13 protein-coding genes are annotated in these 13,123 nt (G+C 34.1%); 7 read left to right on the plus strand and 6 right to left on the minus strand.

Going from position 1 to position 13,123, the window contains the following annotated elements; translation table 11 throughout:
* Positions 1-7 precede the first annotated feature (7 nt).
* On the plus strand, positions 8-811 hold the full coding sequence (locus tag HGP29_RS24945; protein ID WP_168885184.1) for a DUF4249 domain-containing protein: 804 nt from the start codon (positions 8-10) through the stop codon (positions 809-811).
* 78 nt (positions 812-889) lie between these two features.
* On the opposite strand, the gene HGP29_RS24950 is transcribed toward HGP29_RS24945, so the two are convergent.
* The 4 genes from HGP29_RS24950 to HGP29_RS24965 form a co-directional block, all read right to left on the minus strand.
* Positions 890-2,425, minus strand: a complete 1,536-nt coding sequence (locus HGP29_RS24950; RefSeq protein WP_168885185.1) for an amidase — start codon at positions 2,423-2,425, stop codon at positions 890-892.
* Between the two features lie 203 nt (positions 2,426-2,628).
* A complete protein-coding gene (locus HGP29_RS24955) occupies positions 2,629-4,011 on the minus strand; it encodes an alkyl/aryl-sulfatase (RefSeq protein ID WP_235958347.1) in 1,383 nt (460 codons plus the stop codon).
* A gap of 19 nt (positions 4,012-4,030) precedes the next feature.
* Positions 4,031-4,225, minus strand: a complete 195-nt coding sequence (locus tag HGP29_RS24960; protein WP_168885186.1) for a hypothetical protein — start codon at positions 4,223-4,225, stop codon at positions 4,031-4,033.
* An 84-nt stretch (positions 4,226-4,309) separates the two neighbouring features.
* Positions 4,310-5,119 (minus strand): AraC family transcriptional regulator, encoded by an 810-nt coding sequence (locus HGP29_RS24965; protein WP_235958348.1) that lies wholly within the window; start codon positions 5,117-5,119, stop codon positions 4,310-4,312.
* A gap of 237 nt (positions 5,120-5,356) precedes the next feature.
* Between HGP29_RS24965 and HGP29_RS24970 the strand changes: the two genes are divergently transcribed.
* A complete protein-coding gene (locus tag HGP29_RS24970; protein ID WP_168885188.1) occupies positions 5,357-5,806 on the plus strand; it encodes a MarR family winged helix-turn-helix transcriptional regulator in 450 nt (149 codons plus the stop codon).
* 97 nt (positions 5,807-5,903) lie between these two features.
* Complete coding sequence (locus HGP29_RS24975) at positions 5,904-6,557, plus strand: NAD(P)H-dependent oxidoreductase (RefSeq protein WP_168885189.1); 654 nt, start codon at positions 5,904-5,906, stop codon at positions 6,555-6,557.
* 79 nt (positions 6,558-6,636) lie between these two features.
* Here HGP29_RS24975 and HGP29_RS24980 read toward each other — a convergent pair whose 3' ends face one another.
* Complete coding sequence (locus tag HGP29_RS24980; protein WP_168885190.1) at positions 6,637-7,794, minus strand: DUF1624 domain-containing protein; 1,158 nt, start codon at positions 7,792-7,794, stop codon at positions 6,637-6,639.
* A 360-nt stretch (positions 7,795-8,154) separates the two neighbouring features.
* Between HGP29_RS24980 and HGP29_RS24985 the strand changes: the two genes are divergently transcribed.
* From HGP29_RS24985 to HGP29_RS25000, 3 genes are all read left to right on the plus strand, one after another.
* Positions 8,155-8,574: a MerC domain-containing protein gene (locus tag HGP29_RS24985; RefSeq protein ID WP_168885191.1), complete on the plus strand. Its 420-nt coding sequence runs from the start codon at positions 8,155-8,157 to the stop codon at positions 8,572-8,574.
* A 305-nt stretch (positions 8,575-8,879) separates the two neighbouring features.
* Entirely contained in the window at positions 8,880-9,938 is a 1,059-nt protein-coding gene (locus tag HGP29_RS24995; RefSeq protein WP_168885193.1) for a YncE family protein, read from the plus strand.
* Between the two features lie 325 nt (positions 9,939-10,263).
* Positions 10,264-11,268: a VOC family protein gene (locus tag HGP29_RS25000; RefSeq protein WP_168885194.1), complete on the plus strand. Its 1,005-nt coding sequence runs from the start codon at positions 10,264-10,266 to the stop codon at positions 11,266-11,268.
* Positions 11,269-11,365: 97 nt separating this feature from the next.
* Here the strand turns inward: HGP29_RS25000 and HGP29_RS25005 are convergent, their stop codons facing one another.
* Entirely contained in the window at positions 11,366-12,352 is a 987-nt protein-coding gene (locus HGP29_RS25005) for a helix-turn-helix domain-containing protein (protein ID WP_168885195.1), read from the minus strand.
* Between the two features lie 233 nt (positions 12,353-12,585).
* Between HGP29_RS25005 and HGP29_RS25010 the strand changes: the two genes are divergently transcribed.
* Entirely contained in the window at positions 12,586-13,074 is a 489-nt protein-coding gene (locus HGP29_RS25010) for a DUF2391 family protein (protein ID WP_168885196.1), read from the plus strand.
* Positions 13,075-13,123 lie beyond the last annotated feature (49 nt).

Below are 13,123 nucleotides of genomic sequence, written 5' to 3' on the forward strand. Positions count from 1 at the left end.
AGACCTCATGAAATATATAAATCTTATACTGCTCTCTTTTTTACTTTGGAGTACATCCTGTGAAAAAGTTATTGATATTGAGCTCAACGATGCAACACCTCAGGTGGTTATTGAAGCGGTAATTTTAGAAGGAGAGCATGATTTCACTGTGAAAGTATCTCGAACTGCCCCTTACTTTGATAATACACCTTCAGAAAAAATAGAAAACGCTGTCATTACACTCAAGTATGATGATCAAATACAGGATATTCCACATATTGGAGAGGGGGAGTATCAATTTCCTTTAGATGCAAAAGTGGATACTGAATTTGCTCTTGAAGTCGATGTTGATGGAACAGTCTATACAGCATCCACTACTCTAATTGAAAAAATTGCTATTGATAGTATCTACTATGAATATGAAGAAGGTTTTGGCCCAAGAGAAGCAGGATATATCGTATATATCAAATACACTGACCCTGCAGCCTACTCCAACTTCTATAGAATTACACATAGTCTAAATGGTATTTATCAAAATACAAGTAAAGACCTTCAGGTGTTTGATGATAGCAAGACAAATGGTAACCAAGTGAAGGTACCAGTACGATCAAAAACTTTCGAACTGGGAGATGTGGTTCACCTTCAATTAATCCATTTTGATGAGCCTTCTTATGATTACTTTAATTCACTTGATGATATTATTAGTTCTGGCGGTGGGCCAAGGGGAGGTTCTGCTGCTCCAGGTAATCCATTGTCGAATTGGTCAAATAATGCATTAGGTTATTTTTCTGCTTATAGTTCCGATACGGCGAATATTACAATCACAGAATAAATAAAAAGCTAGGCTGTTCCATCGCTCATGAATGAAACAGCCTAGCTTATATTTTATTACTCTATTAATCTGAAATTATTATTTCGACATTTTCTTTGATGGGGTATTATTGCCCTCAAATAATTTAATTCCTTTTTGACTGTAGTTATACGCTACTTTAAAAACACTTTCTATATCATAAGGTTTACCTACGATCTGCATTCCTATAGGCATATTTTGTGAGCTCAACCCAACCGGTACACTTGCTACAGGGCAGTAGTTTAAAAGGTTGAAAGGAATAGTGTAAGCACCACCTACAATACCAGGAAAAACTCTACCATCTTCTTCCACTGTTCCATCTACAAGATCAAAATCAGCAGGAATATGACTTGTTGGAAGTGTTGGTAAAATAACAGCTTCATAACCGTTTTCAAAAGTAGCCTCTGCTAATAGATGATACATCTTTTTGATTAGCAACTCCACTTCTGCTAAGTCTTTTCCATTATAACCTGCATTCGCTGCTGCATCCACGAAGTTAGAAGCGTATTTCGTCAATGAATCTTGATACGTTTCATAGACAGACATTTGTCCACCCATTGGTCCTGCAAAGGCCATTTTCTTGAAATTGGTCAGTAATTCTTTCGCATCCATACCAAAATCAATTTCAATAATATCGACTTGAGCTCCACTTTTCTTTAAAGCCTCAATTGCATTATTCATGGCAGTTTTCACCTCGTTAGTTGGCTCTAATATTCCTAATCCTAAAACATAAGCTACTTTTACGCCTTCTAAAGACTCATAATTAGTAGGAAGTTGTTGGTGTGCCATTACGTTTGGTGAGTAAGGTGTTGGACCAGCAATTACATTATACATCATTGCCATATCTTCAAAAGTTCTAGCCATTGGGCCTGTACCTGAGAAATAAGACATTGGTAAATCTGTATGTACAGTTCCGAAAGAAGGTTTTAAACCGTAAACACCATTAAAAGCAGAAGGGATACGAACAGAACCTCCCATATCAGAACCTGTTGCAATTGTACAGTATCCAGCTGCTAAAGCCGCACCAGAACCTCCTGAAGAACCTCCTACTGAATATTTATTATTCCAAGGGTTTCGTGTAGTTCCCCAAGCGCGTGTATCTGTACAAAAGTGAAGGTATAATTCAGGAACAGTACATTGAATAGTAAAAATTGCACCTGCATCTTTCAATTTTTGTGTTACAGGATCTGCATAATCTTTTGGAGGATCATTTCTATGTACTAACGAACCTTGTGTCACTCTCATTCCTACATCATGATGTTCATCTTTAAGACCTACTGTAATTCCTTCTAACGATCTGTAGGTTCCATCTTTATAATGTTGCTCTGCAATTTCTGCTTGTGCTAAGGCTTTATCCCAATAGGTAAATGTCGTTGCATTGACCTCTCCATTTGTTTTCTCCCATTGTGCTTTTTGAGCTTCAACAACATCTACAGGTGAAACCGCTAATTGTTTATACAGTTCTAATAATGATGAAGCAGGCATAAAAGCCAATTCTTCCTGAGAATATTTTGAATTTTGAGCATAGGTAAGATTTGCAAATAATAAAGTTATTGTGATGAGAAATATTCTTAGATTGATAAAGTAACTTTTCATTTTTTATACAGTTTTTTGTTGAATTAATGTTCAACCTTAGAAGGGCAAACTGATATAAAAAACCCTATATCTTTTTAAAAAAATTTCTAAATCCAATCTATTTTCTCAAATCTCAACCTTTATAGAATCGAAAAAACTATTATATAATACTCCAAAGCACCTTGAAGTAAACCAAACGCTCCATAATGTTTTGAGCTAGTTTTCTATTCAGACAATTGCCTTTTTAATTCATTAGCATACGATAGGTAATAATTTCTGGCAGGTGCATTAATCTGTTGAGCTGCTAATCCTCTCAAACATTCAATTTTTTGTAAAGTGACCTTTTCTTTAGAAGAAGCTACTTGCAGTAGATAATCTGAAAGTTGTAATCCCCATTGGTAATTTCCTTTCTTTACTGCCAAGTTTAATTCCTCTAACATTTTACTTTCTCCACCAGCCAAATTTATTATGTTCTTTGCTTCTTGTACAGATGAGAGAGGATATAAGTGGGTAGGGTTTCCATCAAACCACCCAACATAATGGGTGAAAATAGATCGAACACCCCAAGGTACACTACCATAAAACTCCTGAAGATTTGGACTATTTTTTAATGAGTCAGGAAGTTGGACATGCTCTACTGTTTGTTCTAATGAATACCCCTTATTCATGCATTCGATTGTCTTATTAAAAACAAACAAGATCGCCTCCCCATAATTATGTAAGTTTTTATAAATCTTATCTCTACCGGCTAATGGTCTTGTATGTCCAGGAACAAGATAGTCTGCATGAAAAGTATTCATCTCTTTTATGGCCTTCCCCCATGCTTGTACATCTCTATATTGAGAACCTCGAATGGCATATAAATTTGGAAAAGCATGATAGTAATTGTCACCAACAAATAATGTTGTCTGAGAAGGAGTCCATACATACAAGCCATCATTAGTTTCACCATTTACAGCATAAATATGTAAATCTATTCCTGCATAAGTTACCTTCAACGAATCGTCAAACGTTAGATTGGGCTGTATATAACCCTTCCCCACTCTATCATTAGAGGTAACTCCAGCAGTGACTCCTCTATTGATAATATCCTCTTCTGGCAAGTCCCTACCAAATTGTCTTGCATTCCTTTTTCTTAGAATGGGTTTCACTGGTGAATTTTCCTGTAGCTCTTCCTTAAAACCATTTCTTGCAATAATCGTTACCCCTTTTGTATCACCAATAAATGCAGAAGCACCACCGGTATGATCTTGATGACCGTGTGTATAGATTAATGCTTTGATAGGTTTATCCGATATTTCTCTGAACTTATTAGCCACTATTTCAGCAGCTCCCAACGCTCGAAGAGCATCGATAATAATGATTCCATCTTTTCCTATTATCATCGATGTATTAGAACCATCGTATCCGACAGCAACATATACATGCTCATTTAATTGAATGATTTCAGGTTGAAACTCTTTAGACTGCTCCTTCAATTTTGTGATATTGGGGTGCTCTGCTTTCTGATCGTCAACATTATCTTTTGATGTTTGACAACTGCTCACCAAAAGCATCAATAGTGCAAGAAAAGTGTAAAGAATTGAATTGATAGGGCGATTTTTCATTTTAGGTAATTGAAGGTTTTTATTTTGATTTCAGTGCTTTCAGTTCTGCTTCTAGTGCTTCAGACTTTTCTTTATATTTCATCATCGCTTTCTTCAATTGCACAATCTTTTTCTCTAGCTCACTATTTTGTAGTGATTCGTACTCCACAACACTATCTACTTCTTTTACCTTCGATGCTCCACCACAGGTAGGGCAAGATTTTACGTTACTCATAGGAATTTCTTTTTTAAACAAAGATCCATTCAATTATAAAAAATGTAAAGGTTAATCCATTTCAAAAAATGGTAAATATGAAACCTACTTATAGTCTTTTGGTGTAATTCCTGTATGTTTCTTGAAAAACTTCGTGAAGTTGGTGATTTCATCAAAGCCTACTTTAAAGGCTACTTCTTTTAAAGATATATCGGAACTCAATAAGGTTCTTTTAATTTCTAATATCACATACTGATCAATAAATGACTTTGCTGTATTTTTTGTAAACTCCTTTACAATGGTATTTAGGTGTTTTGTAGAAATTGAAAGTAATTTTGCATAATCTTTTACATTCCTAGTTTTGGCATATTCTTGATCCACTAAATCTTTAAACTCAGAAAACAGAATAAACTGTTTTTTATTTGCTTCTAACGGCGTTTTACTGTGAACACTTCTTTCCAACCTCAACAAAAAGATCTCTAATATTTTAGCCAGTATATCTAGCTTCAAATAATTATTACCTTGGTTAAACTCTTTTGTAAAATGCTCTATAAAAAAATCATTAATAGGCACATCTTTAACAAGTGGAGGAGAAATATGATAATTGTAAAAATGAGAAATAGCATAGATTGAGGATGCCGAAAAGTACCTCAACAAAAAGTCTTCAGTGAGTACAATGCAATATCCGTTGTAATCTTGGTCCTCTGTAAATGCATGAATCTGTCCTTTCGCAATTTTTAATACGCTACCTCTTTTCAGTTCATATTTATTTAAATCAACCTGATGCGTACCATTACCATTTGTAATGACATATAGCATAAAAAAGTTAATCTTATGTGGTTTATAAGGGTTATGGTCTGTAGTATTTTTTAAACGTTGAATGAGATCGTTTAAAGGGATCAATTCTATTCCCATTTGGGCTTTTTGAGTTTTAAACGGGATGTTGGGGATTTTTTCCAATACTATCTGATTTAATGATTCACAATGGAATTGGTTATAGATTTATCAAAGTGGGATATAAATTAATCAAAAGTATAAGAATCAGCATGATCAATAGAGTATTATTTTATTTTACACCAAAATATTTTACATGTAAAGTAAATTTATTACATTTGATTCATAGATATTAATTATTCAAATAGTTTAGTACAAATGCCTAAAATAGAACAAGAGTTAAAAGTGAAATTTGCAAATCATAAACACCGTTTTATGACCAACTTGATCTATACTTCAAAATGGCTGGAAACAATTAATACGAACTATTTAAAACCTTTCAATATATCATCACAACAGTATAATGTATTGAGAATATTACGTGGAAATAAAGATTGGATGAATATGAATGATGTGAAAGCATTATTAATAGACAAAACTCCCAATACAACACGTTTATCAAATAAGCTGATTGAAAAAAATTATATCATAAGAAAGAGAAGTCAAACAGATCGAAGAGTTGTATATCTTAAAATCACAGATGAAGGACTGGAGCTTTTGAAACAGATTGATATTATCGAAAGCAAAGATCCCTTCGACATTCTACATAAATTTACTGATGAAGAAGCACAGCAATTCAGTGATTTACTGGATAGGCTTAGAAGTTAAATGCTTCAACCTTCTATCATCATTGACCTTAATGGGTCTTTTTTATTAATTATTTATTTTACATGTAAAATATTTACATGTTATTAATTTATTTATCATGGCTATTATTAATTCTTTAAAATGGAGAGCTGCTGTAAGAAAGTTTGATACTTCTAAAAAAGTAAATGCTCAAGACATCGAAACACTTTTAGAAGCAGGAAACCTTACTGCTACTTCAATGGGATTACAACCATTCAAAATAATTGTAATACAAAATGAGGCACTGCAACAAGAACTTGTTCCTCTTTCTTATCATCAGCAACAAGTTGGAGATGCATCTCATTTGCTGGTTTTTGCTATTGAAACAGAAATTGGTAAAGAGAGTATCGATCAATACATTCAAAGAGCAATGGATATTAGAAATGTGCCTTATTCCTCACTGGAAGGGTATCATCAATCTGTGTCTGGATATATTTCACAAATGGATGAGAAAACAAAAAAAGACTGGGCCACAAAACAAGCTTATATAGCCCTTGGTACTGTAATGACAGCTGCTGCTGAACTACATATCGATTCTTGTGCAATGGAGGGGTTTGACACACAAGCTTATCAAGAAAAGTTAGGTCTAGATAAGAAGAACCTTTTACCTGTAGTTATTCTTCCAATTGGGTATAGATCTGATGAAGATACAAATTCTAAACTACCTAAAGTAAGAAAGAATAGAGATGAGTTTGTCATTGAAATGATTGAACCTACATCTGTCTCTCTATAATTCATCCCTAGAATAAACATGGTCTCCTCGTTCTTATAGCAGCGAGGAGACCTTGAAAAAATTAGATGAAAGGGAATTCTTAAAAATATTTTATCCAACGTGAGTGACTTTTCTTCTTATAGTTTGAAAACGCTCTAGTCGGAAAATAAAGAAAAACAGATAAAACGATAGTCACCAACCAGATTTGCCAGAGACTATCCAATCCAAAGTAGTTTCCCTGGTTTGTACCAAAAAGATAGATACACATTTTATATAAAGACAGAAGTACATATAAATGCATGATATAGAAAAACATAGGAGCCGAACCAAAGGTCTTTAATATAGAAGTAAATTTATTGTGGAATCTTTCAAATATGAGTAGTAAAAACATACCTATTCCAATGGTTAATAACAGAAAGTCTAACGACGGTGGGTACTTCTTAAAATTTAAAAATGACATGACCGATTGAATAAATGTTTCTTGTCGCTCCCAAGGCAATGTCTCTCCATATATATTCCACCCTCTCAAAAAGCAAAGTAAAATTAAACTACCTAGACCGATTTGGAAAAGAGCTTTTATTCTTCTTTCGCTAGTAAATTTCTCTCCAAAAAGTGGTCCTGTAAAATAGCCTAACAAAATGACTCCAATCCATGGCAAAACTGGGTAAGAAGCTTTTATGGATAAAAGATCGCTTGAAAGTATGTATCCTCTCTGATATAAAATAGTCCATAATGTAAAACCCCATTCATCCGGTGATAAGATAAAATTGGTCAGTGTATTATGGCCAAAAACAATGATAAAACCGACAATACCAATCCATCTGTGAGGAAGCTTACTTAATACCGAAAGGCAGATCATACTTACTCCAATGGCCCACATTACCTGTAAAAAGAGAATTTTATATTCCCCAAACCAAGAAAAGTTGATGAGTGTAACCTCGACTAGAATAATAAGAAGTCCTCTTTTAAATAGAAAACCACTTGCAGACCTTTCAGGTTTTCCCTTAGGGTGTGCATATAACCAAGCTGATAAACCCGTCAGAAAGACGAATACTGGAGCACATAGATGAGCCAATATTCTAGTGAAAAATAATTCCGAACTTACCGCATGAATATCAATAGGATCTGATATTGGTACATGATAGAAGAATCGCTCTCTCACATGATCTAACAACATAAATAACATCACTAATCCTCTCAATATATCAATGGAGTATATTCTTGATGACTTTGAGGGTATATCTTGATTCTCTTTCATAAACTTAATTTTTGCAACACCATCGCAATAAATGAAATATAGTTTTAGCTTCTCACTTAAGACTAAAAGTATTTGGGTAATAATTACTAATTGATGAATTATTATAAGAAAAAAGAAGAATAAAACTTCTAGATGGAAACTACCTATTAGGTATTAGCAATACTACTATTTATTAAGAGAGCCTTCCAATTATGATTATAAGTTCATCTAAATGTACATTTTGATTCAGGAAAAAATTGCCGTTTTCTTTCAAGCACCTGACGATTCCTTTCAATCCTTTTCATTTAGAAATCAAGACTTTTGTATTGTTCAGTAATTAGAACAACAAAAAATCATCTTTAATCATAAATAATTGACACTATGTACGCTTTAAAAAGGGAATTTATCAGGTACACCGATCAGATAGGAATTACAGGATCATTTGTTTGTTTGGTCCATTGTATTATCACCTCAGGAGTGATGATTGGAAGTTCTTTCTTATCTCATTCAACCCATCATCATCACGATCATATCCACCATATTCATCAATTAGATATTTGGGGAATGATTGATTTATCTATGATCGTTATTAGTGGTATGGCAGTTTACTTTTCAACATTAAAATGTAGTGCACAATCGCTTCAAAATAAATTGATGTGGGGAAGTTATATCATTTATGCATTGAGTATGATATCAAAATATATTGGTTTTGAGCCTGTTTGGTTAAGCGGTCTTTCCTATGCCATGTCTTTCATGCTGATAGGTCTTCATTTAAGAAACATAAAGAACTGCGAGCATTAGTAGGCATTGCAGAGAAAAGGTTCAATTGAAAATGAAGATTTCTTACAACTACTTACATTTTTCATTCAAGAGATTCCTTTTTTCAACCTCGATATTTATTTGTGATACAATCAAAATGATGGTGCTCACAGATTTATAAATACAATGAAAAACAATACACTATTTCACATCAATTTGTTTGTTCTAAATGGAGTCAATTTCTCATTTGCTCAATACGAAAATAAAACGATTGAAATAAGTTCTTCGATCTTACCCATCGTTGAAATTCCTAAAAAATTATTAATCAAAAATTAAATAACAAAACAATGAAAACAGTTGAACAATTCATGTCGAACGCCAAATTTAATATCGGTTTCTATAACGTAGAAGACATCATTCAGATACCAGGAACCAATTGGATCGTTGGTGGAGGTATTACATGTTATGGACCTAATTTCTGGGATAAAGTAATCACAACAGGTTATTGGCACTTATTTGACGCTGAAAAAGAAACTGGGTTTAGAGTTGATTCTTCGTCTATTAAAATAACTGCAGAAGAAGATCGTTTCCCATTAACAACCCCTCCAACTTGGAATGCATTTAGTCCTCACGGTTTTGACTTCCATAATCAAACAGAAACTACTATTGAAGTGTACGTAGCTAGCCACGCTAGTGCATCTGGTGAAAGTAGAGAAGCTGTAGAGGTATTTAGAATTGACTATTCAGAAGAAATTCCAACGTTTACATGGATTGGTGGGATTGATGTAGCCAAAGATTTTTGGCCAGATGCTGTTGCCTTATTGCCCGACGGTGGTGTAGTGGCAACATCTACAGGTAACCCGTTAATGCCTCAAGAAGAATCTATGAAATTGGCACTAAAAGGAGCCCCAATTGGAAATACTCGCGTTTGGTATAAATCAAATGGATGGCAAGATATTGAGGGATCAGAAAATATTTCAACACCAAACGGTATTGTGATTTCAGAGGATGGACAACAAATTTATGTCGCCGCTTCTACTGGTTTTTCTGTGGTGAAAATAGATCGAAGTGTATCTCCTGTTAAAGTCACTTCAATGGATTTAGGAGGTATTCCAGATAACTTACGTTGGTCAGCAGATGGAAAATCGATTTTGGCAGGTATCCATGTAGTAGATGAACCATTGGATTTTGCCAAGCAACAAGAAGTGGCTGCCGCTTATGGTGGTAATCAAATGACGACTTTCAAAGTCACACGTATTGATCCTGAAACGCTTGAGTTGACCGAAGTAATGCCGGCTGCTGTTTATGGTGTACTAGGAGCAGGAACAAGTGCAATCGAAGTGGGAAATCGTATTTGGGTAGGAAGTACAAAATCCGATCGTGTAGGGATTTTTGATCTAAAATAAAGAAAACAAATAATTTATATCAAGAGGTAACATATCATACTATGTTGCCTCTTTTTTTTGCTTTTAGGCCATTCAATTGATGTAGGAATCTGCTCTTTAAGCGTGAAGTAGTTTAGAATATTATTCAAGTATTAAAAAGAAAAAAACAAGTTGAAGATTTCTTACAACTACCTGCCTTTTTCCTTCAAGAGATTCCTTTTTTAAACCCTGATATTTGTAATGTAAACAATGAGGGAGATGTCGAAAAGACTTTAAAGTCAGAAGTTTACAAATAGAAAAATTCAAAATATATCATTCGTCTGAAAAGACACAAACAATTAAAATTATGTCAGAAAAAAATTTCAAACCAGTACCAGTAATTTCAATTAATCATGCTTCAATGCGCGTATCAAATCCTAAAAGAATGGTGGAGTGGTTACAAGGCATTTTCGGTTTCCCGATCGTAGCCCGTCAAGGCGAGAGCGTAGTATTCAGAGTAGGCGATGGCCCTCAATATTTCTCTATTTTAGGAGAAGCAACGGACAAGCCGGGTTATACTCACTTTGGTTTCTCTGTAGAAAATTTTGATCCTAATGAATTTATTGAGCGTTTAACAGCTTTAGGTTATGAACAATCAATTTATCCAGATCCAGGTAAATTTACATTAAGAAACAGAGGAACGGATAAAGGTGGTGCAGTTGAAGGTACTCCTGAATTATTTATTGGTGACCCTGATGGAATTATTGTACAGATCCAAGATGAGAAATATGCCGGTGGTAGCGGACTTCTAGGCGATGTTACGTATGCTGTTCCTGAAGAAGCGCCAACAAAAGGATTAGTAGAGAGTATAGAATTAAACCACTGTACACTTGGAGTATCTAATGGAGCTGAGTCTTTAAAATTCTATCAAAGTATTTTTGATCTTCCAGTAGATACATATCAAGGTCCAACACCAGTATTAAGAGTAGGAACGGGTAATGCTTCATTGGTACTTTATGAATTAAGTGGTCCAGAAGCTAAAGGTGTGAAACCTCGTATCGACCATACTTGTTTTGCAGTGAAAGATTTCGATGTAAATCGTATTGAGAAAGATCTTGGAGAGTTCGGAATGAATGTTTTAGGTCAATCTTGGAGAGCGACAGGTCCATTGCAAACTTACTACACACAACGTATGCCTGACCGTGGTGGTGACGCAAATGGAGATACAAAAGAGTTATACCTTACAGATTTTGATAACAACGTCATTCAGCTTCAGGATATTCGCTATGCCGGTGGATGTGGCGCATTGGGTGATGTTCGTGGAACTGGTGTTGACAAGCCATTTGAACCTTGTGGTTGTGGTGCACACTAAGAAATAAATTAGTTTTGGTTTTATTTATGGTAAACCCTCTTGTATGAAAATGCTCATCAAGAGGGTTCTTTATCAAATAATCTTTTTAAGCGATAGGTTATTTTAATTTTCCAGTGTCTTTTTTGTCTTTGAGTTCAGAAGGTGCATATCCGTAGTATTTTTTAAAAACGTTGCTCATATGGGCATTATCACTAAAATTTAGATCCATAGAAATTTCAGTCAAACTTTTATCGGTATAAATAATTTGTCTGTAGACTTCTTCCACCTTTTGTTGTTTGTAAAATTGAAGAATAGGTTGATCGAAAATCGATTTAAAAATACGATTCAACTTAGAAATACTCATCCCAAACTCATCACTTAACTCAGATAAATTAGGCTGTTCAGTAAAATCAGAGAGATATTCATCCTTTAATTGCATCATAGCTTTTAGATCTTCAGGATGTATATTCTTTTTGACATTTGTACTCTCATACTCCAATTTTTCTTGGATAATACCGACAATATCTAATGCCTTACTAAAAAAATAAATATCTCTTCTTTTGTCTTTGTCCACATTCGCAATAATGGTACGCACAAAGTTTTCGATTTCTACATCAAGCGGAAGGTAATGAAACCAAGGAGTGTTATTCTGAAAAAGAGCTTTGATTTTGGAGTTGGCATTTTCTCGGGTGAATTTATTGAAGAAATCAACAGAAAACCGGATAGTAACGTATTCATATTTTGCTCCATGAGGAAGTTCGATTTCAAATTGTTGTGAAGAATTGTAGATAAAAACGCCTAGATTATGAAATTTTTTGGTGTCGCCTTTACTAAAGAAGGATCCTGTAAAACCTATTCTGATACTGATATAAGTTTTACCATCATCAGGTTCATATTTAACGGTAATTGGTTTTTTAGAATTCAGTTCAAAAATACCTACATACATTTCTTCTAAAAAACAGAAAGAATGTCCTTTATACGTGCACCAACCTGTGTCTATATTAAGTTCCTCACCATCCCAAGTACCTTTTAAATCCTTGGCAAATTTTTCATAGCTTCCATGAACTGTGTGTTCACTCGTCTCAAACGTATATTTATCTTCCATTTCCAAAAATTTGTCCTTATTAAAGATACCAAAGAAATTGTTTCATTAAACATCATTCTAAAAAATCAAGTTGACGATTTTACACAACTCCTTAAATTTTTTCATCAAGTGATTCCATTCCGTAAGGCGGACCTTTGTAGGGTGATCAAATGTTTAAGAATAACTTTTTGATACACGATAAATAGAAAAAATCACTAAAAATTTACTTTAGCATGAAACTCAATATTCAAGGAGTGAATCGGAAATATCATAGAATTAATGGAAAGCTTTACGAGTTATTTGAAATTTTGGATGAGCAGGGAAAGATACTTAGAACCATTGATATTCCACTTAAAGTTGAATTTAGAATCAATGATCTTTTAGAAATAATTGTGGGAGCTAGCATCCTTGCAGTTCCGACAGCATTCACAGAAGAAGTATGGACAATGGGTGATGCATTACCATGGCTAAATACTTTGATATTAAGTAGTATATCCATAGTCTTTATTGCTTCCTTTGTCTATTATTCATCCTACAAAATGAAACTAAAACTATTCAGAAAAGAATATGTAATTAGAATTTTCAGCACCTTTGTCTTATCAGTTTTAATTATTGGAATATTACTTACAGTGGTGGATAAATGTCCTTGGATAACAGATTTTAGTTTAGCATTTAAGCGAACTTTAATTGGTGCTTTTCCTGCTTCATTGAGTGCTACTTTAACGGATCAGTTTGGGGAGTAAACAAAAAAAGAGGCCCTAAAGCCTCTTTTTTCAAATATTTTAATAGATA

The organism is Flammeovirga agarivorans, from assembly GCF_012641475.1.
Classification (GTDB): Bacteria; Bacteroidota; Bacteroidia; order Cytophagales; family Flammeovirgaceae; genus Flammeovirga; species Flammeovirga agarivorans.

Excerpts from the sequence above, each read along its gene's own strand:
- HGP29_RS24985 (WP_168885191.1), top strand. The coding sequence starts at position 8,155 with ATGTACGCTTTAAAAAGGGAATTTATCAGGTACACCGATCAGATAGGA.
- HGP29_RS24955 (WP_235958347.1), bottom strand. The coding sequence starts at position 4,011 with ATGAAAAATCGCCCTATCAATTCAATTCTTTACACTTTTCTTGCACTA.
- HGP29_RS24980 (WP_168885190.1), bottom strand. The coding sequence starts at position 7,794 with ATGAAAGAGAATCAAGATATACCCTCAAAGTCATCAAGAATATACTCC.
- HGP29_RS24945 (WP_168885184.1), top strand. The coding sequence starts at position 8 with ATGAAATATATAAATCTTATACTGCTCTCTTTTTTACTTTGGAGTACA.
- HGP29_RS24965 (WP_235958348.1), bottom strand. The coding sequence starts at position 5,119 with ATGGGAATAGAATTGATCCCTTTAAACGATCTCATTCAACGTTTAAAA.
- HGP29_RS24960 (WP_168885186.1), bottom strand. The coding sequence starts at position 4,225 with ATGAGTAACGTAAAATCTTGCCCTACCTGTGGTGGAGCATCGAAGGTA.
- HGP29_RS24950 (WP_168885185.1), bottom strand. The coding sequence starts at position 2,425 with ATGAAAAGTTACTTTATCAATCTAAGAATATTTCTCATCACAATAACT.
- HGP29_RS25000 (WP_168885194.1), top strand. The coding sequence starts at position 10,264 with ATGTCAGAAAAAAATTTCAAACCAGTACCAGTAATTTCAATTAATCAT.
- HGP29_RS24975 (WP_168885189.1), top strand. The coding sequence starts at position 5,904 with ATGGCTATTATTAATTCTTTAAAATGGAGAGCTGCTGTAAGAAAGTTT.
- HGP29_RS24995 (WP_168885193.1), top strand. The coding sequence starts at position 8,880 with ATGAAAACAGTTGAACAATTCATGTCGAACGCCAAATTTAATATCGGT.
- HGP29_RS25005 (WP_168885195.1), bottom strand. The coding sequence starts at position 12,352 with ATGGAAGATAAATATACGTTTGAGACGAGTGAACACACAGTTCATGGA.
- HGP29_RS24970 (WP_168885188.1), top strand. The coding sequence starts at position 5,357 with ATGCCTAAAATAGAACAAGAGTTAAAAGTGAAATTTGCAAATCATAAA.